The organism is Burkholderia sp. RF2-non_BP3 (genome assembly GCF_001522185.1).
Lineage (GTDB): Bacteria > Pseudomonadota > Gammaproteobacteria > Burkholderiales > Burkholderiaceae > Burkholderia > Burkholderia diffusa.
On the sequence record NZ_LOSU01000043.1, the window covers coordinates 142,825 to 166,258 of the forward strand.

Here is a 23,434-nt window from a genome sequence, read left to right on the forward strand (position 1 = left end):
GCGTCAGCTTTCGACGCTGCCGTCGCGGCCATCTGGCGAGCTGCGTCGCGCCCGCTGCGCGGGACTCGCGACGAAGCCGAACGTCGCCGGCACGTCGGCGCAGGCGAGGTTGCCGAGCGACAGCGTGCGCCCGTCGCGCCAGCGCAGCACGGGCGGCGTCGCGTCGAAGTCCGCGTGATCGGCGAACAGGCCGAGGTCATGGTCGTGCAGCGCCGCGACGCGCGGCGGCGAGCCGGCCGCGCGAAACAGCACGCCGCCCGCGTCGTCGAGCCACGCGGCGTCCGGTTCGAACGGCGCGCCGGTCTGGTCGGCCAGCGCGAGTTGCCCGTCGCGCTCGGCCAGGCGCACGACCCACGGCGTATAGGCGAGCTCGACGTACACGCGCTGCGGCCCGTTCTGGAAGAACCACTGGCCGTGCGCGTCGCAGTCGTAGTTGCGCCCGATGAACGCGTTCAGCGCCGCATGCCGGACCGGCGAGCCGAGCGCTCCCGCGGCCTGCGCGGCGTCGTCGCGCAGCCGCCATTCGCCGCGCCGGTCGAGCAGCAGCCAGCCGGTGCAGTGCGGCACGTTCGGCCACTTGGTGAGGGCCTGCCTGACGATGTCATCCATGGTCGACGAATTTCGAGCAATAGCCGAACACCCGCGCCGACAGCCAGTCGAGGCGGCCGGGGAACGGCCCGGTCATGAATCCCGCGTGGCCGCCGTCCGCGGGCTGGTCGAGCTCGACGGCCGGCGACACGTCGGCGGCGCTCGGCAGCGCGGATTCGGGCAGGAACGGATCGTTGCGGGCGTTGAGGATAAGCGTCGGCACGTCGATCGCGGGCAGCAGCGGGCGCGTCGTGGCCTGGGTCCAGTAGTCGTCGGCGTCCGCGAAGCCGTGCAGCGGCGCGGTCACGACTTCGTCGAAGTCGCGCATCGTCACGGCCCGCAGCATCGCGTCGCGGTCGAACAGCCCCGGATACTGGTCGAGCTTCGCGAGCGCCTTGCGCTTCAGCGTCTTCAGGAAGCTGCGCGTATAGACCATCGCGAAGCCCTGCGACAGCGCGAGGCCGCCCGCGTGCACGTCGATCGGCGTCGAGATCGCGGCGGCCGCGTGCACGATCGACGTGTCGCTGCGGTGCTCGCCGAGCCAGCGCAGCAGCACATTGCCGCCGAGCGACACGCCGGCCGCGACGACCGGCCCGCGATGCTGCGCGGCGAGCCGGCGCAGGATCCAGTCGACCTCGGCGCTGTCGGCGAGATGGTAGAAGCGCGGCTGCCGGTTGAGCTCGCCGCTGCAGCTGCGAAAGTGCGGGACGACCGCGTGCCAGCCCTTCGCGCGCGCGGCGGCCATCATCGCCAGCGCGTAATGCGAGCCGGAACTGCCTTCGAGGCCGTGGAACAGCACGAACAGCGGTGCGTCGGGCGCCGGGGCGGCACTGTCGAGATGCGCGACCCAGTCGAGATCGATGAAGTCGTGGTCGGGGGTTTCCCATCGCTCTCGTCGGTACGCGACCGCCGGACGCCGTGCGAACAGCGCGGGCACGATGGTTTGGGCATGGCTGTTCGGCAGCCAGCGCGGTGCGCGATAGCGCAATGAATCGTCGTCGGGGGCCGGGGCCCCGGTCAGCGGCGAGGTGGGCGGAGAAGCCGTACTCATGATCGCCCCGCTAATGCGTTGCTTCGTTCTTCGTCAGTGCAGCGGACCCTGCCCGTGACGGATCTTCGCGGCGAATTGTCCGGCCGCTTGTTCGGGAATCGGGCTCGCGTGAATATGCGCGATGCGCCACTCGCCGCGTTCGTGAATCATCACGTACGTGGCGAAAACCATGTCCGGTTCGGCCGTCAGGTCGGCCTGCTGATGCGCCTCGGCGATCGTGTAGACGACGGTGCCGAGACTATCGTATACGCGGATGTCGAGCGGCTCGATCGTCACGGGACGCGTCGCGAGGCGGTTCGCCAGCCCGCTGCGGATCTGGTCGAGGCCGTGCAGATGCTCGCCGTCGGCCCAGACGCAGCTGGCGAAGTCCTCGTCGATCCACAACCCCAGCAGCGCGTCGAGATTGGCATCGGCGACGGCCTGGTAGTAAGCGTTCAGCGTATCGGCAGCGGCTTCGAAAAGGCGGGCAAAACGTGGCATCGGGGTTATCTCTCGCGCGCGTCGCGCGCCGTATTCAGCACGGCGGCCCGGATGGGGCCGCCGTACACCGGTGAATCGGATTGCCCGGCGCGTCGTGCGACGCTGCCGGCCAGGGTCAGCGCTGCCCGACGAGCATGCCGCGCAAATCGCCGAATACCTGCTCGGGACCGAGTTGGCGCAGGCAGTTCAGATGGCCGAGCGGACACTCGCGTTCGAAGCAGGGACTGCATTCGAGATGCAGCCATTGTACCTTCGCCAGCTCCGACAGCGGAGGGGTGTGGCGCGGATCCGTCGAGCCGTACAGCGCGACGAGCGGCCGGCGCAAGGCGGCCGCGACGTGCATCAGCCCCGAATCGTTGGTCACGACCGCGTTCGCGCGCGCGATCAGCGCGCACGCCTCGGACAGCGACGTCTGCCCGCACAGGTTGCGCACGTTCGGCGCGTGGTCGGCGATCGCCTGCGCGGCGGCGGCGTCCTTCTGCGAGCCGAGCGCGACGATCTGCGTGTACGGGAACGACTGGTGGACGATGGTCGCGAGCGTCGCGAAGTGCTCGGGCGGCCAGCGCTTGGCCGGGCCGTATTCCGCGCCGGGGCAGAACACGACGAGCGGCTTGCGCGTATCGAGATTGAAACGTGCGGACACGCGCGCCGTCTCGTTCAGGTCGGCGTCGAGGCGCGGCGCGGGCAGCGTCTTCATCGACTCGGGCAGCTTCGCGCCCGGCGCATACGCAAGCGCCGCGTAGTGGGTCGTCATCGGCGGACGCTCGGCCGACTTGTCCGGGTTTGCGTGCCGCACGTTCAGCAGGCCGTAGCGGTGCTCGCCCGTGTAGCCGATCCGCAGCGGGATGTTCGCGAGCCACGGGATCACCGCGGATTTCAGCGAATTCGGCAGCACGTACGCCGCGTCGTAGCCGACGTCACGCAGGTCGGTCGCGAGCTGCCAGCGGCGCAGCAGCTGCAGCTTGCCGTGCGCGAGGTCGGTCGCGTAGACATCGTGGATCTCGGGCATCCGCTCGAGCACGGGCGCGACCCAGGTGGGCGCGACGGCATCGATCGCGATGCGGGGATGGAGCTTTTTCAGCAGCGCAAAAAGCGGCTGCGCCATCAATGCGTCACCGATCCAGTTCGGTGCGATAACCAGCGCTCGACGCATCAGGTCGACTTCCGATGTCGTAATGAAGCACGGCGCGCATGCACCGCGTTCGGGTTGTCAGAACAGGAAAAGGGCGGCGCGCCGGAGTTCCGGCTGCGCCGCCTCGCGTGCGGCGGGCCCGCGGGCCCGGCCAGGGCTCAGTGGCCCTTGACCACCTCGCCGTCGCGCAGCTTGTAGCGCGTGCCGCAATACGGGCAGCGTGCCTCGCCGTGCGACACGTCGATGAAGACGCGCGGGTGCGCGCTCCAGCGCGCCATGGCCGGGTTCGGGCAGTAGGCGGGGAGATCCTTGGCCGTCAGCTCGACCAGTGGCATTTCCTTGATTTCACTCATGAGACTTTCTCTTATCACTCTTTTGTGGGGCGGTCGGTGGCGCAGCGCACTCAGACCTTCGTCAGCCAGTGCGCGTACTTCGCGTTCTTGCCCGACACGATATCGAAAAATGCCGACTGGAGCTTTTCCGTGACCGGGCCGCGCGCGCCGCTGCCGATCGTGCGGTTGTCGAGCTCGCGGATCGGCGTGACTTCGGCGGCCGTGCCCGTGAAGAACGCTTCGTCGGCCGTGTAGACCTCGTCGCGCGTGATGCGCTTCTCGATCACCTCGATGCCGGCGTCCTTCGCGAGCGTGATGATCGTGTCGCGCGTGATGCCGTCGAGGCACGACGACAGGTCCGGCGTGTACAGCTTGCCGTTGTTCACCAGGAAGAAGTTCTCGCCGGAGCCTTCCGACACGTAGCCGTCGACGTCGAGCAGCAGCGCTTCGTCGTAGCCGTCGGCGGTCGCTTCCTGGTTCGCGAGGATCGAGTTCACGTACCAGCCCGACGCCTTCGCGCGCACCATGGACACGTTCACGTGGTGGCGCGTGAACGACGACGTCTTCACGCGGATGCCCTTCGCGAGGCCGTCCTCGCCGAGGTACGCGCCCCACGGCCACGCGGCGATCGCGACGTGGATCGTGTTGCCCTTCGCCGACACGCCGAGCTTTTCCGAGCCGACCCAGATGATCGGGCGCAGGTAGCACGACTCGAGCTTGTTCTCGCGCACGACTTCGAGCTGCGCGGCTTCGAGCGTTTCGCGGTCGAACGGCACGTCCATCTGGAAGATCTTCGCCGAATTCAGCAGACGTTTGGTGTGCTCGCGCAGACGGAAGATCGCGGTGCTGCCGTCGGCCGTCTTGTACGCACGCACGCCCTCGAAGACGCCCATGCCGTAGTGCAGCGTATGGGTCAGGACGTGGATCTTGGCGTCGCGCCAGTCGATCAGCTTGCCGTCCATCCAGATCTTGCCGTCGCGGTCGGCCATTGACATAGGATTCTCCTGGGAAGCAGTTGTGCAGCGGGTTGTGTGCAGCATTGAGCCGGAAAGACGCTTATTTTAGCGTCATTTGAAGGCGATCCGGTCGGTCGGCACGGGGCCGGCGCTATAATCGCCCGGTACCGATTCCAATAACGACGGGTCGTACCGGCAGGAGGCGCCGGCGGCCCGACGAACCGCCCGCCGCGGCCCGCTTCCCATGCTCGCTCGATTCTCCGCCACCGACCGCTTCGCGCTGATCCAGGGCGCGCGCGACTATTCCCCGACACTGATGGCGATCCTGTCCTGGGGGCTCGTCACCGGGGTCGCGATGAGCAAGTCGGTGATGACGCTCGGGCAGGCGAGCGCGATGTCGATCTTCGTCTACGCGGGCTCGTCGCAGCTCGCGGTGCTGCCGCTCCTCGTCGCGAAGCTGCCGATCTGGACGATCCTGCTCACGGCCACGATGGTCAACATGCGCTTCGTGATCTTCAGCGCCGGGCTTGCGCCCCATTTTTCCTACCTGCCGCTGTGGCGGCGTCTCGCGATCGGCTATTTCAACGGCGACGTGATCTATCTGCTGTTCCAGAAACAGGGCTTCGCATACGGCCACGTGCCGGGCAAGGAGGCGTATTTCTGGGGGATGGCGCTCGCGAGCTGGGCGTCGTGGCAGGTGTCGTCGCTCGCCGGCATCCTGCTCGCGAGCTTCTTTCCCGCGAGCTGGGGGCTGGAGCTGGCCGGCACGCTCGCGCTGCTCCCGATCATGGTGTCGGCGGTCGCGAACCGCTCGACGCTCGCGGCCGTCGCGGTCGCGGGCATCGTGTCGCTGATCGCGTTCGACCTGCCGTACCGGCTCGCGCTGCCGATCGCGGTGCTGGCCGCGCTCGCGGCCGGGTGCACGGCCGATTTCTTCGTCGAACGCGCCGACTGGCGCCGCATCCGCACCGAAACCGTGCACGAAAAGGAAATCGAATGAGCGCGACGGAAATCTGGATCGTGATCGTCGGGATGACGATCGTCACGGCCGTCACGCGCGCGCTGTTCCTGATCGGCGGCGAACGCACCGTGCTGCCCGAGCGCGCGCAGCGTGCGCTGCGCTACGCGCCGGCCGCCGCGCTCGTCGCGGTCGTGCTGCCCGACGTGCTCGAAACGCCGACCGGGCTGTCGTTCGCGCTGTCCAACCATCCGTTTTACGCCGCACTGGCCGGTCTCGGCTGGTTTTTGTGGCGGCGCAGCATGCTCGGCACGATCATCGTCGGGATGCTCGTCTTCACCGCGCTGCGGCTGATCTTCTGACGAATCGCCATGGCCGCCCGCCGGGCGCCGGCCGCTGGCGCGTCCATATTGTTGCGTTGCGGAAATGTGTCGACGGCCGCGCGCGATCCCAAATAGGCGGAATTCGCCGCCGCACGGGTCAGTCTGCCGGATGGATCGGCTAGAATGCCCGTTCGAGATTTTTTGCCCGTGCGCGTCATGCGAACCGCCAGCCACGGCCGCATCCGGCGCCCTTTCGCGGCAGCCCGCGCACGTCCAGCGTGAACCCCCTTTCCCCATCCACTACTTCAATCTGTTCAACATGAGCCAAGTCAAGCGTCTTACCGACCTGATCGCCGCCGGCCAGCTCGCCGGCAAGCGGGTGTTCATCCGCGCCGACCTGAACGTCCCGCAGGACGATCACGGCAACATCACCGAAGACACGCGCGTGCGCGCGTCCGTGCCGGCCATCCAGGCCGCGCTCGACGCCGGCGCGGCCGTGATGGTCACGTCGCACCTCGGTCGTCCCACCGAAGGCGAATTCAAGCCGGAAGACTCGCTCGCGCCGGTCGCGAAGCGTCTCGCCGAACTGCTCGGCCGTGACGTGCCGCTCGTCTCGAACTGGGTCGAGAACGGCGTAAACGTCGCGCCGGGCCAGGTCGTGCTGCTCGAGAACTGCCGTGTGAACAAGGGCGAGAAGAAGAATTCGGACGAACTCGCGCAGAAGATGGCGAAGCTCTGCGACGTCTACGTGAACGACGCGTTCGGCACCGCGCACCGCGCGGAAGCGACCACCCACGGGATCGCGAAGTACGCGCCGGTCGCGTGCGCGGGCCCGCTGCTGGCCGCCGAACTCGACGCGCTCGGCAAGGCGCTCGGCAACCCGGCCCGCCCGCTGGTCGCGATCGTCGCCGGGTCGAAGGTGTCGACCAAGCTGACGATTCTCAAGTCGCTCGCCGGCAAGGTCGATCAGCTGATCGTCGGCGGCGGCATCGCGAACACGTTCATGCTCGCGGCCGGCCTGTCGATCGGCAAGTCGCTCGCGGAAGCCGATCTCGTCGCCGAGGCGAAGGCGATCATCGACGAGGCGCGCGAGCGCGGTGCGTCGGTGCCGATCCCGACCGACGTCGTGACGGCCAAGGAATTCTCGCCGACGGCCGCGGCCACGGTGAAGCAGGTCGCCGACATCGAAGCGGACGACATGATCCTCGACATCGGCCCGGATACGGCCAAGGCGCTCGCCAGCCAGCTCGAGAAGGCCGGCACGATCGTCTGGAACGGCCCGGTCGGCGTGTTCGAGTTCGACCAGTTCGGCAACGGCACCAAGACGCTCGCCGAAGCGATCGCCAAATCGTCCGCGTTCTCGATCGCGGGCGGCGGCGACACGCTCGCGGCCATCGCGAAGTACGGCATCCATGACCAGGTCAGCTACATCTCGACGGGCGGCGGCGCCTTCCTCGAGTTCCTCGAGGGGAAGAAGCTGCCGGCAGTGGAAGTGCTCGAAACGCGGGCGGCCTGAGCGTGGCGGCGCGCGCAGGGGTGACGAGGGCCGCGCGCTCCGCGAAGGCGGAGCAGCCGGCCGGCGCGGGCAAGCGCAAACGCGCGCCCGCGCGGGCGAACTCGACCCCGCGCGCACCGGCGGCCGCCGGCGACGCGGTCGTGCAGCACCACGAGATTCAGAACAAAGCGATGCCGGGCGCAAGCACCGGCACGCCCCCCGGAACGGCCGCCGCTGGGCCCGCCGATTCCGGCTCTCGCAGCGTTTCACCCAGCGCATCCACCTTGATCCAGATGAGGAGTTTCATGCAGCGCGCCACCAAGATAGTCGCCACGATCGGCCCGGCTTCCAGTTCGCCGGAGATTCTGCTGCAGATGATGCAGGCGGGCCTCGACGTCGTGCGGCTCAACTTTTCGCACGGCACGGCCGACGATCACCGCCAGCGCGCCGAGATGGTGCGCGAGGCCGCCCGCAAGGTCGGCCGCGAGATCGCGATCATGGCCGACCTCCAGGGCCCGAAGATCCGCGTCGGCAAGTTCGAGAACGGCAAGACGACCCTCGTGCCGGGCCAGGCCTTCATCCTTGATGCGGGCTGCGAACTCGGCAACGACGAGCGCGTCGGCCTCGACTACAAGGAACTGCCGCGCGACCTGAAGCCGGGCGACCTGCTGCTGCTGAACGACGGCCTGATCGTGCTGACCGTCGAGCGCGTGCTCGGCGACGAGATCCACACGATCGTCAAGGTGGGCGGCGAGCTGTCGAACAACAAGGGGATCAACCGCCAGGGCGGCGGCCTGTCGGCGCCCGCGCTGACCGCGAAGGACATGGAAGACATCCGCACGGCGATGTCGCTCGGCGCGGATCTGGTCGCGGTGTCGTTCCCGAAGAATGCGACGGACATGGAAATGGCGCGCCAGCTCGCGAACATCGCGGGCGCGCCGTACGGCATCAAGCCGAAGATGATCGCGAAGATCGAGCGCGCGGAGGCGATTCCGGCGCTGCAGAGCATTCTCGACGCGTCCGACGGCATCATGGTCGCGCGCGGCGACCTCGCGGTGGAAGTCGGTAACGCGGCCGTGCCGGCGCTGCAGAAGCGGATGATCCGGATGGCGCGCGAGTCGAACAAGCTCGTGATCACCGCGACGCAGATGATGGAATCGATGATCCACGCGCCGGTGCCGACCCGCGCGGAAGTGTCGGACGTCGCGAACGCGGTGCTCGACGGCACCGACGCGGTGATGCTGTCGGCCGAGACGGCCGCCGGCAAGTACCCGGTCGTCACGATCGAGACGATGGCGGCCGTGTGCGTCGAGGCGGAAAAGTCCGAGCACGTCGAGCTGGACAAGGATTTCCTCGACCGCACGTTTACGCGGATCGACCAGTCGATCGCGATGGGCGCGCTGTTCACCGCGTATCACCTCGGCGCGAAGGCAATCGTCGCGCTGACCGAATCGGGCGCGACCGCGCTGTGGATGTCGCGTCACTACACGCACGTGCCGATCTTCGCGCTGACGCCGCGCGTCGGTAGCGAGCGCACGATGGCGCTGTACCGCAACGTGACGCCGCTGCACGTCGACTTCAACAGCGACCGCGATTCGGCGCTGCAGGCGGCGCTCGAGATCGTCGTCAAGCAGGGCTACGTGCAGCACGGCGACATGGTCGTGCTGACCGTCGGCGAGCCGATGGGGCAGGCGGGCGGCACCAACACGCTGAAGATCGTGCGGGTCGGCGAGCATTATTGAGCGCCGGCATGCGCCGGGCCGGCCCGGCGGCCGGTCCACCGGCCGCCCGAGCCGATCGGGCACCATTTTTTGACGAAAGCCGCGCGGGGTCTGATGCCCCGCGCGGCTTTTTTTCTGTTTTTTGGCCGGATTGTGCCGTGCGAAGGTAACAAATTGCGAGTACGCGCTACCGGCCGGTCGGAATCGGAGGCGCTTCGCGATAAAATGCGGCTATTCGACGCTCAGCCGCGCCGTGCCGCCCCGGTTTCGACGGGGCCGAGCGCCGCGCCGGCGTCAGGGCGCACCGGTTTTCATTCCAAGGAGTTCCACAATGCCTCTCGTATCAATGCGTCAATTGCTGGACCACGCGGCAGAGCACGGTTACGGCCTGCCGGCCTTCAACGTGAACAACCTGGAGCAGGTCCAGGCGATCATGGCGGCGGCGGATCAGGTCGGCGCGCCCGTGATCATGCAGGCATCGGCCGGCGCGCGTAAGTACGCGGGCGAGCCGTTCCTGCGCCACCTGATCGAAGCGGCGGTCGAGTCGTATCCGCACATCCCGGTCGTGATGCACCAGGACCACGGCCAGTCGCCGGCCGTGTGCATGGCCGCGATCCGCAGCGGCTTCACCAGCGTGATGATGGACGGTTCGCTCGAAGCCGACGGCAAGACGGTCGCCTCGTACGAATACAACGTCGACGTGTCGCGCAAGGTCGTCGAGATGGCGCACTCGATCGGCGTGACGGTCGAGGCCGAACTCGGCGTGCTCGGCTCGCTCGAGACGATGAAGGGCGACAAGGAAGACGGCCACGGCGCCGAAGGCACGATGACCCGCGAGCAACTGCTGACCGATCCGGAGCAGGCCGCAGACTTCGTGAAGCTCACGCAGTGCGACGCGCTCGCGATCGCGATCGGTACGTCGCACGGCGCGTACAAGTTCTCGAAGAAGCCGACGGGCGACATCCTGTCGATCCAGCGCATCAAGGAAATCCACGCACGCATCCCGAACACGCACCTGGTGATGCACGGTTCGTCGTCGGTGCCGCAGGAACTGCTGGCCGAGATCCGCGAATTCGGCGGCGACATGAAGGAAACCTACGGCGTGCCGGTCGAGGAAATCCAGGAAGGCATCAAGCACGGCGTGCGCAAGATCAACATCGACACCGACCTGCGTCTCGCGATCACCGGCGCGATCCGCCGCTACCTGTTCGAGAACCCGGGCAAGTTCGATCCGCGCGACTACCTGAAGCCCGCGCGCGAAGCGGCGAAGCAGGTGTGCGTCGACCGCTACCTCGCGTTCGGCTGCGAAGGCCAGGCCGCGAAGATCAAGCCGGTGTCGCTCGACAAGATCGCCGAGCAGTACAAGTCCGGCGCGCTTGCGCAGGTCGTGCGCTGAGACTGTAGTACGATTGCCCCGCCCGGTCTTGCCGCCGGGCCGGGGCTGGCCGCCCGGGCGCCGGATTCGATCCGGCCCTCGGGGCGGCCGTTCCGTCCGGCCGAACAAGGGCCGGCCGGCAGCCGGCGGGCCTGATCGCCCGCCGGTTCGCCGACGCATTGCAAGACCGCCGTTCCCGCCTGCCGCGGGGAACGGCGTTTCCCTTTTTGTTTGGCTCCTTATCTGCGAAAAGACGATGTCTACCCTTTACGAATCCACGCTCCGCTCGCTGCCGCTCCTCGGTCGCGGCAAGGTCCGCGACAACTACGCGGTCGGCAACGACAAGCTCCTGATCGTCACGACGGATCGCCTGTCGGCATTCGACGTGATCATGGGCGAGCCGATTCCGAACAAGGGCCGCGTGCTGAACCAGATGGCGAACTTCTGGTTCGACAAGCTCGCGCACATCGTGCCGAACCACCTGACGGGCGACGCGCCGGAAGCGGTCGTCTCGGCCGACGAGGTCGAGCAGGTCAAGGGCCGCGCCGCGGTCGTCAAGCGCCTCGAGCCGATCATGATCGAGGCGGTCGTGCGCGGCTACCTGGCCGGCAGCGGCTGGAAGGAATACCAGGAGTCGGGCGCCGTGTGCGGCGTGAAGCTGCCGGAAGGCCTGCAGAACGCGCAGAAGCTGCCCGAGCCGATCTTCACGCCGGCCGCGAAGGCCGAGCTCGGCGAGCACGACGAGAACATCACGTTCGAGGAAACCGAGCGCCGCATCGGCACCGAGCTGGCCGCGACGATCCGCGACATCTCGATCCGCCTGTACAAGGAAGCGGCCGACTACGCGGCGACGCGCGGCATCATCATCGCCGACACGAAGTTCGAATTCGGCCTCGACAATCACGGCAAGCTGTACCTGATGGACGAAGTGCTGACGGCCGATTCGTCGCGCTTCTGGCCGGCCGACCAGTACCAGGTCGGCACCAACCCGCCGTCGTTCGACAAGCAGTTCGTGCGCGACTGGCTCGAGGCGCAGCCGTGGGGCAAGACCGCGCCGGCACCGGCGCTGCCGGCCGACGTCGTCGAGAAGACGGCCGCGAAGTACCAGGAAGCGCTCGAGCGCATCACCGGCCAGCCGCTCGCCTGAAGGAAGGAACGCACGAAATGAGTGAAGTCCAGACTGCCCACACGCACAGCGCGCCGCTCGTCGGCGTGCTGATGGGTTCGAGTTCCGACTGGGACGTGATGAAGAACGCGGTCGCGATCCTGCAGGAATTCGGCGTGCCGTACGAAGCGAAGGTCGTGTCCGCGCACCGGATGCCCGACGAGATGTTCGACTACGCGGAGAAGGCGCGCGAGCGCGGGCTGCGCGCGATCATCGCGGGCGCCGGCGGTGCCGCGCACCTGCCCGGCATGCTGGCCGCGAAAACCACGGTGCCGGTGCTCGGCGTACCGGTCGCGAGCAAGTACCTGAAGGGCGTCGATTCGCTGCACTCGATCGTGCAGATGCCGAAGGGCGTGCCGGTCGCGACGTTCGCGATCGGCGAGGCCGGCGCCGCGAACGCCGCGCTGTTCGCGGTGTCGATTCTGTCCGGCACGTCGGTCGACTACGCGAACCGCCTCGCCGCGTTCCGCGTGCGCCAGAACGAAGCCGCGCACGCGATGGTGCTGCCGCCGCTCGCATGACGGCGCACCGGCGGCCGCACTGCCGTTCCAGCGGCCGCCTGATCCTCATCACTGCGGCGGGCAGCGCCCGCCGCGACCGACCACTGACATGACCGCAACTCCTGATTCCGTTTCCCCGATCCTGCCCGGCGCGTGGCTGGGCATGGTCGGCGGCGGCCAGCTCGGCCGCATGTTCTGCTTTGCCGCCCAGTCGATGGGCTATCGCGTCGCCGTGCTCGATCCCGATCCGACGAGCCCCGCCGGCGCGGTCGCCGACCGTCACCTGCGCGCGGCCTACGACGACGAAGCCGCGCTCGCCGAACTGGCGGACCTGTGCGATGCCGTGTCGACGGAATTCGAGAACGTGCCGGCCGCGAGCCTCGATTTCCTCGCGCGCACGACGTTCGTCGCGCCGGCCGGCCGCTGCGTCGCGGTCGCGCAGGACCGGATCGCGGAGAAGCGTTTCATCGAGGCGTCGGGCGTGCCGGTCGCACCGCACGTCGTGATCGAATCGGCGGCGGCGCTCGCCGCGCTCGACGATGCCGCGCTCGACGCGGTGCTGCCGGGCATCCTGAAGACGGCGCGCCTCGGTTACGACGGCAAGGGCCAGGTGCGCGTGAACACCGCGCGGGAAGCGCGCGACGCGCATGCGTCGCTCGGCGGCGTGCCGTGCGTGCTCGAGAAGCGCCTGCCGCTGAAATACGAAGTGTCCGCGCTGATCGCGCGCGGCGCGGACGGCCGCTCGGCCGCATTCCCGCTCGCGCAGAACGTGCATCACAACGGCATCCTCGCGCTGACCGTCGTGCCGGCGCCGGCCGCCGATGCCGCGCGCGTCGAGGAGGCGCAGCAGGCAGCCGTCCGGATCGCCGATACGCTCGGCTACGTCGGCGTGCTCTGCGTCGAATTCTTCGTGCTGGAAGACGGCTCGTTCGTCGCGAACGAAATGGCGCCGCGCCCGCACAACTCCGGCCACTACACGGTCGATGCGTGCGCAACGAGCCAGTTCGAGCAGCAGGTGCGCGCGATGACGCGCATGCCGCTCGGCAATCCGCGCCAGCATTCGCCGGCCGCGATGCTGAACATCCTCGGCGACGTGTGGTTCCCGAACGGCGCCGCGGCCGAGGCCGTCACGCCGCCGTGGGACACGGTCGCCGCGATGCCGGCCGCGCACCTGCACCTGTACGGCAAGGAAGAAGCGCGCGTCGGCCGCAAGATGGGCCACGTGAACTTCACGGCCGAGACGCGCGACGATGCCGTTGCCGCCGCCACCGCGTGCGCGCAGCTGCTGCGCGTGCCGCTCGACTGAGGCGCCAGCCGATGTCCATCGATCTCCCGAACTCCGTGACGCCCGCGCAGATCGACGCGGCTGCCGCGCTGCTCGACGCGGGGCAACTCGTCGCGTTCCCGACCGAAACCGTGTACGGGCTCGGCGGCGACGCGGCGAATCCCGAGGCCGTCGCGCGCATCTACGCGGCGAAGGGGCGTCCGGCGAACCATCCGGTGATCGTGCACCTGCCGCCCGGCGGCGATCCCGGTTACTGGGTCGAAGACCTGCCGGCCGATGCGCGGGCGCTGATCGATGCATTCTGGCCGGGCCCGCTGACGCTGATCCTGAAGCGCCATGCGCGCATTCCGGACGCCGTGAGCGGCGGCCAGGATTCGGTCGGCCTGCGCTGCCCGTCGCATCCGGTCGCGCAGGCGCTGCTGGCGGCGTTCAGCGCGCGGCGCGGCGGCCACGGCGGCGTCGCCGCGCCGTCCGCGAACCGCTTCGGTCACGTGAGCCCGACCACCGCCCAACACGTGCGCGACGAATTCGGCGACACCGTGCACGTGCTCGATGGCGGCCCGTCGGAAGTCGGCATCGAATCGACGATCCTCGACCTGTCGCGCGGCTTTCCGGCGCTGCTGCGCCCCGGCCACGTGACGCCGCAGCAGATCGCCGACGTGCTCGGCCGCGCGCCGCGCCTGCCCGACGGCAGCGACGCGACCGCACCGCGCGCGTCGGGCACGCTGAAGGCGCATTACGCGCCGCGCACGCCGCTCGCGCTGCTGCCGTTCGATGCGCTCGAGCCGCTGCTCGCGGCGGCGCAGACCGATGGCGAACGTGTCGCGCTCGTCGCACGGGCGTCGCGCGCGGGACGCTGGGCGCAGGCCGACGGCGTGCATTTCGTCGCGGCGCCGGAAGATCCGCAGGCGTATGCGCGCGACCTGTACGGCATGCTGCGCGCGCTCGACCGCGCGCAGGTCGCCCGCATCCTCGTCGAGAAACTGCCCGAGACCGTCGAATGGATCGCGGTCAACGATCGCCTCGGTCGTGCGGCCGCCGCGTTCGAAGCGCGCGACTGACGCAGCCGTTCGTATCCGCTCGTGAAATGAAAAACGCCCGACCGGCGAACCGGTCGGGCGTTTTCGTTTGCGCGCGTGGCGCGCGGCTTACTTGCCGACGCCCGAGGCCGCGATCTGCTGCTGGACGTACTGCGCGAACAGCGCGTGCAGGCGCGTCGTCGGGTGGACCGTGTCGGCGAACATGTAGGTCTGGTCCGCGTTGGCGGTCGTGTAGGTCTGCGGCGAGCAGAACAGCGACGAGCCGAAGGCGGTCGCGTCCGCGACGCCGTACTGGGTCGCCGCCGCGACCATCGCCTTCAGGTTGCATGCGGTGTCGGTGTTCGACACGCTGAAGCCGTTCGCCTGGTAGTTGGCCGCGATGCCGTCCTGCCACTTGAACGCATCGACCACCGCGTACTTCGTCGTGTCGACCTTCAGCGCGGCGAGCGTGCCGACCAGTGTCTGGTTGAACAGCCCCGACAGCTGCGTGAACGCGGCTTGCGTCTGCGGGCCGCCTTGCAGCGCGAGCGGCGTGCCGCCGATGTCCGGCACCGTCGCGACGAACACGTGCGACGCGCCGGCCGCGACGATCTGCTGGACGATGCCGCCGAGCTGCTGCGCGGCGAGGCCGATCGCCTGCGCGGCCGCGAGCTGCGCGGCCGGTGTGTTGCCCTGCGCCTGCGCGACCTGTGCCTGATAGAAGATGTCGTTGGCGCCGCCGTTGATCAGCACGATCTGGCCGGCGTTGAAGCTGCCGTGCTGCGTCAGGTATTGCTTGACCTGGTCGGCGATCGGGGTCGTCGTGGCCTGCGCGTAGTCGGCGTTCGGCACGCTCGAGGCCGCGTGGCCGATACCCGGTTGCAGCGTCACGCGCGAGCCGCCCTGCGCGTAGCCGAGGCCGCCCGTGGCCTGCAGCGGAATGCCGAAGCCACCCTGGTTCGCGGGCTGCAGCGTGTCGCCGTAGTACTGCGCGACGTCCTGCGTCCACACCTGGCCGGGGTTGGTCGTGAAGCGGCCGCCGCCGAAGCCGAGCTTGATCTGCGAGTAGGTGCCGGCGTCCGACAGGCTGTCGCCGAACGACACGACCTGCATCTTCACGCCGGACGGCGGCGTGTTCGACGCGCTGCTGTTGTTGTCGTCCCCGCCGCCGCACGCGGCGAGCAGGGCGAGCGCGGCGCCCGCGATCGCGACCTGGGCGGTGCGCAGCAGGCGTTGACGGGTGCGCGACGGGAATTGTCGTTGTGACTGCATCGTTCGATCTCCTCGTAGATATGGCCCGATGTGTTTCTCATCTGCCGCGCGCCGGCTCGGATCCGGGCTGCGCGGCGGCCGTTGGCTGAAACGGTTATTGGTCGCGCACGGCCGCAAGCGGCACGGTGCGCGGATCGCGATTCGCGGCCTCGGCGATCTGCGCATGATAAGCGCTCGCCCATTCGGGCGGGCCGAAAATCGCGCGCAGCTTGTTGCGCCATCCGTGGACGCGCAACGCGTCGGCCGCCATCGACACCCACTCGTGAAACGTCGCGACGAGCGGATTGTTCGAGCCGAGCGGCTCGACGATTCCGTATTGCGGCGGATCGTCGGGCGACTCCTCGACGTAGCTGCCGAACAGGCGGTCCCAGATCACGAGCACACCTGCGTAATTGCGGTCGATGTAGCGCGGATTACGTGCGTGGTGCGCGCGATGAATCGACGGCGTGTTGAACACGTATTCGAGCCAGCCGAGCTTGCCGATCGCCTGCGTGTGCACGAAGAATTGGAACGCGAGGTTGATCAGCACGATGCCGACGATCTGCTGCGGCGGAAAGCCGAAGAACGCGAGCGGCAGCCAGAACGCCCACATGCCCGCGACGGGATACATCAGGCTCTGCCGGAACGCGGTCGAGAAATTCATCCGCTCGGACGAGTGATGCACGACGTGCGCGGCCCACAGCCAGCGCACGCGATGGCTCGCGCGATGGAACACGTAGTAGAGGAAGTCCTGGCCGACGAACAGCACGGCGAACGACAGCCAGCCGTCGTGCCACGTGAACAGCCGGAAATGTGCGTAGCAGTACGCATAAACGGGGATCACGAACAGCCACGCGAGCTTGTCGGCGCCCTGGTGCATCAGGGCGAGCGCCGCGTTGCACAGCGTGTCGCGCCACGCATAGACATGGTCCTGCGCACGCGTGCGGGCGAGGTGCCAGGCTTCCCACGCGATGCAGAGCAGGAAGACGGGCGCCAGCGCGAGCAGAAGCAATTCGACGTCGAATCGCATGGACGTGTCTCCTCCTTTCCCCTGCAAGCCGTGTGGCCGGGCGTACGGCCCGTTGTAGATATCGGTCAGGCCAACAGCCTACGCAATCGCCACGCGCTAGGCGAGGGGGGAGCGTAGAGGGTTCCCTCAGAGCGCCCCCAAACCTGTCGCTTCGCGCCAGGCCCCCCGAGGGGGCAAGAAAACCTGGGGCGGCCCGGCGTTTTCTCGAGGACAGGGTTTCTACGGAAGTCATGTGGAACGGGGCCGCGCGGTGCGGCCCCGTTTTGCGGGCACGGCTGGCGGCCCGTGCGCGGCGCGCTCGCGGCCGAGGCCGTTTCAAACCGCGCGGGGCGAAAACCCGGGGGCGGGGCGTCTCCCCATGATCGACGCAAGCCGACAGCCGGGCATGCGTGCGCCGCGTCGCGGCGAGTGCGTCGTCAGTGCGCGCCCGCGTAGATCCATTCGAGCAGCGTGTCGTGCGCAGCGCGCGCGGCTTCGGCGTGATCGTCGTTGATGAAGCTGACGACGATGTAGCTCTGGCCGTCGGCGCCCGCGACGTAGCCCGCGATCGCGCGCACGTCGCGCAGCGTGCCGGTCTTGATGTGCGCGTTGCCGAGCACGCCGGCGTTGGTCAGGCGGTTCTTCATCGTGCCGTCGATGCCGGCGATCGGCAGCGAATCGATGAACGCCTGCGCGACGGGGCTCGCGTTCGCGGCCTGCAGCAGCGCGGCGAGCGACTGCGCGCTCACGTGCTCCTCGCGCGACAGGCCCGAGCCGTTCTCGAGGTCGAGGTCGGGCATCGCGATTCCGCTCTTCTGCAGGAACGCGTGAATCGCGCGGCTCGACTGCTCGGGGCTCGCGGGCGGCTTGCCGGTGGCCGCGCCGATCGTCAGGAACAGGTTGCGCGCCATCACGTTGTTGCTGAACTTGTTGATGTCGTAGACGATGCTGCCGAGCACGGGGCTGTGATGGACGGCGAGCGGGCGCGCGGCGGTCGGCACCTTGCCTTCGCTGACCGGGCCCGCGATCGTCCCGCCGTCCTGCTGCCACAGCGCGAGGAAGCCGCGCGCGAAGAACGTCGTGTGATCGAGGATCGCGAGGTTGGTCGTGTGCGCACCGCAGCGCAGCGGATAGTCGCCGGCGAACGACGCGGTCATGATCCCGCCGCCGGCCGACAGCGTCGGGCGCGCGGCCGCGGCAGCCGCGCCGCACGACCCGGTGCCTTCGTACAGCTGGTTGTCGATCGACAGGTTCGCGAGCGGCGGCAGCACGTCGACGGCGATCTTGCCGTCGTCGCCCGGCGTGACCGTGAACGACACGGCCTTGAACGCATACAGCAGCGGATCGGGGCCGACGTTGTACGGTGCGCTCGCGTCGTCGTCGAACGACGGCAGGTCGCGCGTCGACGCGGCGAAATAGCTCTTGTCGAGCACGAGCCCGCCGGCCACGCGCTTGACGCCGGCCTTGCGGATCTTGTCGACGAGGTCGATCAGTTCCTCCGGTACGAGCTTCGGATCGCCGGTGCCCTTGATGTACAGGTTGCCCTGCAGCGTGCCGTCCGGATCGACCGGGCCGTCCGCGTACGCGGTCGTGCGCCAGCGGTAGTCGGGGCCGAGGATCGACAGGCCCGAGAAGGTCGTGACGAGCTTCATCGTCGACGCCGGCATCATCGGTCGGTTCGCATTCCATGCGATCAGCGGCTCGGGGTCGCCGACGCGCTCGACGACGACGCTCATCGCCGATGCCGGCACCTTCGCGCGCTGCAGCGCGACGAGCACGGACGCCGGCAGGCCGGCCGCCCGCGCGGCGGGCGACACGACGGCGGTCTTGCGCGCTTCCTTGTGGGGCTTCTTGCGGGCCTGCGCGGACGGTGCGAACGCAAGGGCCGTGCAGGTGGCGACGACGGCGGCCGCGCGCAGGAACGGGCGGGCGCGGGGGGCGAACCGGGCGGAAAGATCGGAAATCGGCATGGGCGAATACGGGAAAAGCACGGGATTCGGGCAGGGCGCGCGCGGCGCCGGAGCGCACATTGTAGAGACAAGTGCGCACACGCCCCTTGCAATCCGCCTTTCTGTTGCATTGCACGGGGCGCACGCGTTTCGCGGCGCTACAATGGTCGCCATGTTTCACTCGCCCGATGGGTTCCAGCTCCGATGCGGATTCTGCTTGTTGAAGACGATCGAATGATTGCCGAGGGCGTACGCAAGGCGTTGCGCGCCGACGGCTTCGCAGTCGACTGGGTGCAGGACGGCGACGCCGCGCTCACGGCGCTCGGCGGCGAGACGTACGACCTTCTGCTGCTCGACCTCGGCTTGCCGAAGCGCGACGGCATCGACGTGCTGCGCACTTTGCGCGCGCGCGGGCTGTCGTTGCCGGTGCTGATCGTCACCGCGCGCGACGCGGTGGCCGATCGCGTGAAGGGGCTCGACGCGGGCGCCGACGACTACCTCGTCAAGCCGTTCGACCTCGACGAACTGGGCGCGCGGATGCGCGCGCTGATCCGCCGCCAGGCGGGGCGCAGCGAGTCGCTGATCCGTCACGGCGCGCTGACGCTCGATCCCGCGTCGCATCAGGTGACGCTCGACGGCGCGCCCGTCGCGCTGTCCGCACGCGAGTTCGCGCTGCTCGAGGCGCTGCTCGCGCGGCCCGGCGCGGTGCTGTCGAAGAGCCAGCTCGAGGAAAAGATGTACGGCTGGGGCGAGGAGATCGGCAGCAACACGGTCGAGGTCTACATCCACGCGCTGCGCAAGAAGCTCGGCTCGGACCTGATCCGCAACGTGCGCGGGCTCGGCTACATGGTCGTCAAGGAAAGCTGACGCGTGAGGTCGATTCGTCATCAATTGCTGATCTGGCTGCTCGCGATCGTCGTCGCGGGCGTGGGCGCCGCGGGCTGGCTCATCTATCGGCAGGCGCTCGCCGAGGCGAACGAGCTGTTCGACTACCAGCTGCAGGAAATCGCCGCGGCGCTGCCGTCCGAGCCGTTCTCGCAGGTGTTCGGTTCGCGCACCAACGGCGACGAAGGCATCGTGATCCAGATCTGGAACCGCAACGGCGTGCTGATGTACTTCTCGCATCCGCGTGCGCCGATCGCGCCGCGCGCGGAGCTCGGCTTCTCGACCGAGCGCACCGATCGCGGCGAATGGCGCGTGTACGGCGCGATCGTCGGCGACAACGTCGTGCAGCTCGCGCAGCCGCTGTCGGTGCGCAACCGGCTCGCCGCGAACGTGGCGCTGCGCACGCTGTGGCCGCTGATCGTGCTGCTGCCGTTCCTCGGCGCGGCGGTCTGGGTGATCGTCGGGCGCGGGCTCGCGCCGCTCGGCCGCGTGACGCGCGCGGTCGAGGCGCGCCGGCCGGAAGCGCTCGATCCGTTGCCCGATGCGCGTCTGCCGCTCGAGGTGCAGCCGCTCGTGCGTGCGCTGAACGGGCTGCTCGCGCGGCTGTCGGCGGCGCTCGACACGCAGAAGGCCTTCGTCGCCGATGCCGCGCACGAACTGCGCACGCCGCTCGCGGCCGTGCAGATCCAGGCCCAGCTCGTCGCGCGCGCGAAGGACGACACGTCGCGCCGCGAGGCGGTCGCCGATCTGCAGGCCGGCGTCACGCGCGCGACGCGCCTCGCCGAGCAGTTGCTCGCGCTGGCGCGCGCCGAACCGGACGGCGCGACGATGCGCGAGCCGGTCGACCTGCAGGCGCTGCTCGTCGAATGCGTGGCCGCGCATGCACCGCTCGCGCAACGGCACAGCATCGATCTCGGCTTCGAGGAAAGCAGCGCGGCGACCGTCGTCGCGGATGTCGGCGCGTTGCGCGTGATGTTCGGCAACCTGCTCGACAACGCGGTGAAGTACACGCCGGACGGCGGCCGCATCGACGTGTCGCTGACTCGCGACGCGGCCGGCCGCGTGTGCGTGCAGATCGGCGACAGCGGCCCCGGCATCCCGGCCGACGAGCGCGAGCGCGTGTTCGACCGCTTCTACCGCGACAGCTCCGCGCGGGCGCGCGCCGACGTGTCGGGCAGCGGGCTCGGGCTGGCGATCGTCAAGCGCGTCGCGGCGCAGCAGGGCGCGACGGTGACGCTCGGCGACGCGGCCGCGGGCGGCCTGCTCGTGAGCGTCGTGTTCCGCGACGCCGAGATGCCGGCGCAGGTGCCGCAGGCATCCGAATCCGTATGACGAACGGCGTCGGCGGTGGCCTAAGCCCCGTTTAAGGTCGATTAAGCCTCCTTTAAGTCAGGGTCGTTACGCTGCGTCCTAACAAAGAGGAGGTCCTACGATGAACACCCGATTCCTTGCGCGCGGCGCCGTCGCGGTCGCCGTGGCGGCTGCCCTGTCCGCCGGCTATGTCGCAGGCACCCGCCGCGCCGATCCGCAGATCATCACGCCCGCGCAGGCCGCCGCGCTGATGCCGGCCGAGGCCGCGGCGAAGACCGGCATTCCCGATTTCTCCGGGCTGGTCGAAACCTACGGCCCGGCGGTCGTGAACATCAGCGCGAAGCACGTCGTGAAGCAGGTGTCGCGGCGCGTGCCGCAGCCGCAGCTGCCGATGGATCCGAGCGATCCGTTCTACCAGTTCTTCAAGCACTTCTACGGCCAGATGCCGGGTATGGGCGGCGACACGCAGCCGGACGACCAGCCGAGCGCGAGCCTCGGTTCGGGATTCATCGTCAGCGCGGACGGGTACATCCTCACCAACGCGCACGTGATCGACGGCGCGAACGTCGTCACGGTCAAGCTGACCGACAAGCGCGAGTACAAGGCGAAGGTCGTCGGCGCCGACAAGCAGTCCGACGTCGCCGTGCTGAAGATCGACGCGAGCGGCCTGCCGACCGTGAAGATCGGCGATCCGGCACAGAGCAAGGTCGGCCAGTGGGTCGTCGCGATCGGTTCGCCGTACGGCTTCGACAACACGGTCACCTCCGGCATCATCAGCGCGAAATCGCGCTCGCTGCCCGACGAGAACTACACGCCGTTCATCCAGACCGACGTGCCGGTGAACCCCGGCAACTCGGGCGGCCCGCTGTTCAACCTGCAGGGCGAGGTGATCGGCATCAACTCAATGATCTACTCGCAGACGGGCGGCTTCCAGGGCCTGTCGTTCGCGATCCCGATCAACGAGGCGATCAAGGTCAAGGACGAGCTCGTGAAGACGGGCCACGTGAGCCGCGGCCGCCTCGGCGTCGCCGTGCAGGGGCTGAACCAGACGCTCGCGAGCTCGTTCGGGCTCCAGAAGCCGGACGGCGCGCTCGTCAGCTCGGTCGACCCGAACGGCCCGGCCGCGAAGGCGGGCTTGCAGCCGGGCGACGTGATTCTCGCGGTCAACGGCTCGCCGGTTGCCGATTCCACGTCGCTGCCCGCGCAGATCGCGAACCTGAAGCCGGGCTCGAAGGCCGATCTGCAGGTGTGGCGCGACAAGTCGAAGAAGTCGATCAGCGTGACGCTCGGCGCGATGTCCGACGCGAAGCTGGCCTCGAACGACGGCGGCCCGGTCGAGCAGGGGCGCCTCGGCGTCGCGGTGCGTCCGCTCACGCCGCAGGAACGCAGCGCCACCAGCCTGTCGCACGGGCTGATCGTGCAGCAGGCAGGCGGTTCGGCAGCCAGCGCGGGCATCCAGCCCGGCGACGTGATCCTCGCGGTGAACGGCCGCCCGGTCACGAGCCCCGAGCAGTTGCGCGACGCGGTCAAGGGAGCGGGCAACAGTCTTGCTCTCCTGATCCAGCGCGATAATGCACAGATCTTCGTGCCGGTCGACCTGAGCTGACCGGCGGCCGCTGCGGGCCGGCTTCGCCGGCCTTGGCGGGCGCTGCCGGCGTTCGGCCCGTGGTGCTGTGTTCCGACCCGAAAAGGAGGGAGCCATGCAATATCTACGCAACGTGTCCCGATTTGCCGCCGCCGCGGCACTGGCCGCCGGCTTCGCCGTCGCCGCGCCCGGCGCGTACGCGCAATCGGACGGCTTGCCCGCGGCGAGCCAGCAGGGCGATGTCAGCTACGTGTCGGGTGGCATCGGCAAGGATCAATCGACGGCATTCGAGCAGAGCGAAGCGGCGTGGCCGCTCGCACTGCGCTTCACCGGCAAGGGTGGCGAATTCCTGGCCGACGTCCATGTGCGGATCGTCGACGGCAAGGGCACCGAGCTGCTGACGACGGACGCGCGCGGGCCGTACATGCTCGTGAAGCTGCCGCCTGGGCGGTACACCGTGCACGCGTCGTACCAGGGCAGCGACGAATCGCGCGCGGTCACGGTCGGAGCGAAGGGCGGGGCGAAGGCCGCGTTCCAGTGGAGTGCGCAGTAGCGTATCGCGCGGGCGCGGCCAGGCCGCGCAATCGGAGGCGGTTTCGCCCATAATGAGAGCCACGGCACCTGTGCCGTGGCTTTTTCGTTTCCTGCGCCCGGCTTGCCCGCCGGGGCCGCCGTCCGGAGGAGAAACGATGTCCGACGCTGCCGACCCTCGCCTCGAGATCGTGCCGAACCGCCATCGCGTGCGCGTGATCCATCGCGGCATCACGTATGCCGATTCGCACGGCGCGCTGACCGTGCGCGAAACGGGCCTGCCGGACATCCATTACCTGCCGCGCGGCGACGTCAACATGCACCGGCTCGTGAAGTCGAGTGTCACGACGGATTGTCCGGTGAGGGGCCGTGCGGTGTATTTCAACCTGCAGACGGAAGACGGCGTGATCGAGAACGCCGCTTGGAGTTACGAGGCACCGGGGGAGACCGCGTCCGCGCTGGCGCACTACGTCGCCTTCGATGTCGCGCGGGTCGACAGTCTCATCGAGACGTCCTGATGCGGCGCGCGTTCA

General features: G+C 68.9%; 24 protein-coding genes. 14 read left to right on the forward strand and 10 right to left on the reverse strand.

What is annotated here, in order from left to right:
* Nucleotides 1–3 precede the first annotated feature (3 nt).
* From WS45_RS22560 to WS45_RS22585, 6 genes are all read right to left on the reverse strand, one after another.
* Complete coding sequence (locus WS45_RS22560) at nucleotides 4–609, reverse strand: DUF2946 family protein (protein ID WP_059701762.1); 606 nt, start codon at nucleotides 607–609, stop codon at nucleotides 4–6.
* The gene (locus tag WS45_RS22565) at nucleotides 602–1,639 is read right to left on the reverse strand and encodes a hydrolase (RefSeq protein ID WP_059528000.1); all 1,038 of its coding nucleotides are present in this window, start codon (nucleotides 1,637–1,639) and stop codon (nucleotides 602–604) included. The genes WS45_RS22560 and WS45_RS22565 overlap by 8 nt, the downstream gene beginning before the upstream one ends.
* Nucleotides 1,640–1,672: 33 nt before the next feature.
* A complete protein-coding gene (locus tag WS45_RS22570) occupies nucleotides 1,673–2,119 on the reverse strand; it encodes a nuclear transport factor 2 family protein (protein WP_006749968.1) in 447 nt (148 codons plus the stop codon).
* Between the two features lie 115 nt (nucleotides 2,120–2,234).
* The gene (gene waaF / locus WS45_RS22575; RefSeq protein WP_059527997.1) at nucleotides 2,235–3,272 is read right to left on the reverse strand and encodes a lipopolysaccharide heptosyltransferase II; all 1,038 of its coding nucleotides are present in this window, start codon (nucleotides 3,270–3,272) and stop codon (nucleotides 2,235–2,237) included.
* A 137-nt stretch (nucleotides 3,273–3,409) separates the two neighbouring features.
* Nucleotides 3,410–3,604 carry a zinc-finger domain-containing protein gene (locus WS45_RS22580; RefSeq protein ID WP_006749970.1) on the reverse strand — a complete coding sequence of 65 codons (195 nt, stop codon included), beginning with the start codon at nucleotides 3,602–3,604 and terminating at the stop codon, nucleotides 3,410–3,412.
* 50 nt (nucleotides 3,605–3,654) lie between these two features.
* Nucleotides 3,655–4,578, reverse strand: a complete 924-nt coding sequence (locus WS45_RS22585; protein WP_059447778.1) for a branched-chain amino acid transaminase — start codon at nucleotides 4,576–4,578, stop codon at nucleotides 3,655–3,657.
* A 205-nt stretch (nucleotides 4,579–4,783) separates the two neighbouring features.
* On the opposite strand from WS45_RS22585, the gene WS45_RS22590 reads away from it, so the two are divergent.
* From WS45_RS22590 to WS45_RS22600, 3 genes are all read left to right on the forward strand, one after another.
* Nucleotides 4,784–5,539 carry an AzlC family ABC transporter permease gene (locus WS45_RS22590; RefSeq protein WP_059690615.1) on the forward strand — a complete coding sequence of 252 codons (756 nt, stop codon included), beginning with the start codon at nucleotides 4,784–4,786 and terminating at the stop codon, nucleotides 5,537–5,539.
* Complete coding sequence (locus WS45_RS22595; RefSeq protein WP_059690614.1) at nucleotides 5,536–5,859, forward strand: AzlD domain-containing protein; 324 nt, start codon at nucleotides 5,536–5,538, stop codon at nucleotides 5,857–5,859. Before WS45_RS22590 ends, WS45_RS22595 begins: the two co-directional genes overlap by 4 nt.
* Nucleotides 5,860–6,139: 280 nt before the next feature.
* The gene (locus tag WS45_RS22600; protein ID WP_006481732.1) at nucleotides 6,140–7,336 is read left to right on the forward strand and encodes a phosphoglycerate kinase; all 1,197 of its coding nucleotides are present in this window, start codon (nucleotides 6,140–6,142) and stop codon (nucleotides 7,334–7,336) included.
* A 157-nt stretch (nucleotides 7,337–7,493) separates the two neighbouring features.
* Here the strand turns inward: WS45_RS22600 and WS45_RS36240 are convergent, their stop codons facing one another.
* Nucleotides 7,494–7,622: a hypothetical protein gene (locus tag WS45_RS36240; protein WP_256097633.1), complete on the reverse strand. Its 129-nt coding sequence runs from the start codon at nucleotides 7,620–7,622 to the stop codon at nucleotides 7,494–7,496.
* Here WS45_RS36240 and pyk point away from each other — a divergent pair.
* The 6 genes from pyk (at nucleotide 7,621) to WS45_RS22630 (ending at nucleotide 14,422) form a co-directional block, all read left to right on the forward strand.
* Nucleotides 7,621–9,057 carry a pyruvate kinase gene (pyk, locus tag WS45_RS22605; protein ID WP_059447904.1) on the forward strand — a complete coding sequence of 479 codons (1,437 nt, stop codon included), beginning with the start codon at nucleotides 7,621–7,623 and terminating at the stop codon, nucleotides 9,055–9,057. The two genes, WS45_RS36240 and pyk, sit on opposite strands and share 2 nt — an antisense overlap.
* A 310-nt stretch (nucleotides 9,058–9,367) precedes the next feature.
* A complete protein-coding gene (fba, locus tag WS45_RS22610) occupies nucleotides 9,368–10,432 on the forward strand; it encodes a class II fructose-bisphosphate aldolase (protein ID WP_059701764.1) in 1,065 nt (354 codons plus the stop codon).
* Between the two features lie 235 nt (nucleotides 10,433–10,667).
* Complete coding sequence (locus WS45_RS22615; RefSeq protein ID WP_059701766.1) at nucleotides 10,668–11,558, forward strand: phosphoribosylaminoimidazolesuccinocarboxamide synthase; 891 nt, start codon at nucleotides 10,668–10,670, stop codon at nucleotides 11,556–11,558.
* 17 nt (nucleotides 11,559–11,575) lie between these two features.
* Complete coding sequence (gene purE, locus WS45_RS22620; protein ID WP_012364611.1) at nucleotides 11,576–12,097, forward strand: 5-(carboxyamino)imidazole ribonucleotide mutase; 522 nt, start codon at nucleotides 11,576–11,578, stop codon at nucleotides 12,095–12,097.
* An 88-nt stretch (nucleotides 12,098–12,185) separates the two neighbouring features.
* Entirely contained in the window at nucleotides 12,186–13,382 is a 1,197-nt protein-coding gene (locus WS45_RS22625) for a 5-(carboxyamino)imidazole ribonucleotide synthase (RefSeq protein ID WP_059701768.1), read from the forward strand.
* An 11-nt stretch (nucleotides 13,383–13,393) separates the two neighbouring features.
* Complete coding sequence (locus tag WS45_RS22630) at nucleotides 13,394–14,422, forward strand: L-threonylcarbamoyladenylate synthase (protein ID WP_059527979.1); 1,029 nt, start codon at nucleotides 13,394–13,396, stop codon at nucleotides 14,420–14,422.
* An 87-nt stretch (nucleotides 14,423–14,509) separates the two neighbouring features.
* Here WS45_RS22630 and WS45_RS22635 read toward each other — a convergent pair whose 3' ends face one another.
* The 3 genes from WS45_RS22635 to dacB form a co-directional block, all read right to left on the reverse strand.
* Nucleotides 14,510–15,652, reverse strand: a complete 1,143-nt coding sequence (locus tag WS45_RS22635) for an SGNH/GDSL hydrolase family protein (RefSeq protein WP_059527976.1) — start codon at nucleotides 15,650–15,652, stop codon at nucleotides 14,510–14,512.
* 94 nt (nucleotides 15,653–15,746) lie between these two features.
* On the reverse strand, nucleotides 15,747–16,661 hold the full coding sequence (locus WS45_RS22640) for a sterol desaturase family protein (RefSeq protein WP_059701770.1): 915 nt from the start codon (nucleotides 16,659–16,661) through the stop codon (nucleotides 15,747–15,749).
* Between the two features lie 416 nt (nucleotides 16,662–17,077).
* Nucleotides 17,078–18,610, reverse strand: coding sequence for a D-alanyl-D-alanine carboxypeptidase/D-alanyl-D-alanine endopeptidase (dacB, locus tag WS45_RS22645; protein WP_059690610.1), 1,533 nt, complete (start codon nucleotides 18,608–18,610; stop codon nucleotides 17,078–17,080).
* Between the two features lie 183 nt (nucleotides 18,611–18,793).
* On the opposite strand from dacB, the gene WS45_RS22650 reads away from it, so the two are divergent.
* The 5 genes from WS45_RS22650 (at nucleotide 18,794) to WS45_RS22670 (ending at nucleotide 23,419) form a co-directional block, all read left to right on the forward strand.
* Nucleotides 18,794–19,456 (forward strand): response regulator, encoded by a 663-nt coding sequence (locus WS45_RS22650; RefSeq protein ID WP_040141750.1) that lies wholly within the window; start codon nucleotides 18,794–18,796, stop codon nucleotides 19,454–19,456.
* Nucleotides 19,457–19,459: 3 nt separating this feature from the next.
* Nucleotides 19,460–20,806, forward strand: coding sequence for an ATP-binding protein (locus WS45_RS22655; RefSeq protein ID WP_059527967.1), 1,347 nt, complete (start codon nucleotides 19,460–19,462; stop codon nucleotides 20,804–20,806).
* 100 nt (nucleotides 20,807–20,906) lie between these two features.
* Entirely contained in the window at nucleotides 20,907–22,391 is a 1,485-nt protein-coding gene (locus WS45_RS22660; RefSeq protein WP_059701771.1) for a DegQ family serine endoprotease, read from the forward strand.
* A gap of 94 nt (nucleotides 22,392–22,485) precedes the next feature.
* Nucleotides 22,486–22,923: a carboxypeptidase-like regulatory domain-containing protein gene (locus tag WS45_RS22665; RefSeq protein ID WP_059527962.1), complete on the forward strand. Its 438-nt coding sequence runs from the start codon at nucleotides 22,486–22,488 to the stop codon at nucleotides 22,921–22,923.
* Between the two features lie 136 nt (nucleotides 22,924–23,059).
* Nucleotides 23,060–23,419: a DUF427 domain-containing protein gene (locus WS45_RS22670; RefSeq protein ID WP_059527959.1), complete on the forward strand. Its 360-nt coding sequence runs from the start codon at nucleotides 23,060–23,062 to the stop codon at nucleotides 23,417–23,419.
* Nucleotides 23,420–23,434: the final 15 nt, after the last annotated feature.

Excerpts from the sequence above, each read along its gene's own strand:
- waaF (WP_059527997.1), bottom strand. The coding sequence starts at position 3,272 with ATGCGTCGAGCGCTGGTTATCGCACCGAACTGGATCGGTGACGCATTG.
- WS45_RS22580 (WP_006749970.1), bottom strand. The coding sequence starts at position 3,604 with ATGAGTGAAATCAAGGAAATGCCACTGGTCGAGCTGACGGCCAAGGAT.
- WS45_RS22585 (WP_059447778.1), bottom strand. The coding sequence starts at position 4,578 with ATGTCAATGGCCGACCGCGACGGCAAGATCTGGATGGACGGCAAGCTG.
- WS45_RS22560 (WP_059701762.1), bottom strand. The coding sequence starts at position 609 with ATGGATGACATCGTCAGGCAGGCCCTCACCAAGTGGCCGAACGTGCCG.
- WS45_RS22665 (WP_059527962.1), top strand. The coding sequence starts at position 22,486 with ATGCAATATCTACGCAACGTGTCCCGATTTGCCGCCGCCGCGGCACTG.
- WS45_RS22615 (WP_059701766.1), top strand. The coding sequence starts at position 10,668 with ATGTCTACCCTTTACGAATCCACGCTCCGCTCGCTGCCGCTCCTCGGT.
- WS45_RS22570 (WP_006749968.1), bottom strand. The coding sequence starts at position 2,119 with ATGCCACGTTTTGCCCGCCTTTTCGAAGCCGCTGCCGATACGCTGAAC.
- fba (WP_059701764.1), top strand. The coding sequence starts at position 9,368 with ATGCCTCTCGTATCAATGCGTCAATTGCTGGACCACGCGGCAGAGCAC.
- WS45_RS22635 (WP_059527976.1), bottom strand. The coding sequence starts at position 15,652 with ATGCAGTCACAACGACAATTCCCGTCGCGCACCCGTCAACGCCTGCTG.
- WS45_RS22625 (WP_059701768.1), top strand. The coding sequence starts at position 12,186 with ATGACCGCAACTCCTGATTCCGTTTCCCCGATCCTGCCCGGCGCGTGG.
- WS45_RS22565 (WP_059528000.1), bottom strand. The coding sequence starts at position 1,639 with ATGAGTACGGCTTCTCCGCCCACCTCGCCGCTGACCGGGGCCCCGGCC.
- WS45_RS22650 (WP_040141750.1), top strand. The coding sequence starts at position 18,794 with ATGCGGATTCTGCTTGTTGAAGACGATCGAATGATTGCCGAGGGCGTA.
- WS45_RS36240 (WP_256097633.1), bottom strand. The coding sequence starts at position 7,622 with ATGAAACTCCTCATCTGGATCAAGGTGGATGCGCTGGGTGAAACGCTG.
- WS45_RS22600 (WP_006481732.1), top strand. The coding sequence starts at position 6,140 with ATGAGCCAAGTCAAGCGTCTTACCGACCTGATCGCCGCCGGCCAGCTC.
- WS45_RS22595 (WP_059690614.1), top strand. The coding sequence starts at position 5,536 with ATGAGCGCGACGGAAATCTGGATCGTGATCGTCGGGATGACGATCGTC.
- WS45_RS22590 (WP_059690615.1), top strand. The coding sequence starts at position 4,784 with ATGCTCGCTCGATTCTCCGCCACCGACCGCTTCGCGCTGATCCAGGGC.
- WS45_RS22630 (WP_059527979.1), top strand. The coding sequence starts at position 13,394 with ATGTCCATCGATCTCCCGAACTCCGTGACGCCCGCGCAGATCGACGCG.
- dacB (WP_059690610.1), bottom strand. The coding sequence starts at position 18,610 with ATGCCGATTTCCGATCTTTCCGCCCGGTTCGCCCCCCGCGCCCGCCCG.
- WS45_RS22670 (WP_059527959.1), top strand. The coding sequence starts at position 23,060 with ATGTCCGACGCTGCCGACCCTCGCCTCGAGATCGTGCCGAACCGCCAT.
- WS45_RS22660 (WP_059701771.1), top strand. The coding sequence starts at position 20,907 with ATGAACACCCGATTCCTTGCGCGCGGCGCCGTCGCGGTCGCCGTGGCG.
- WS45_RS22640 (WP_059701770.1), bottom strand. The coding sequence starts at position 16,661 with ATGCGATTCGACGTCGAATTGCTTCTGCTCGCGCTGGCGCCCGTCTTC.
- purE (WP_012364611.1), top strand. The coding sequence starts at position 11,576 with ATGAGTGAAGTCCAGACTGCCCACACGCACAGCGCGCCGCTCGTCGGC.
- pyk (WP_059447904.1), top strand. The coding sequence starts at position 7,621 with ATGCAGCGCGCCACCAAGATAGTCGCCACGATCGGCCCGGCTTCCAGT.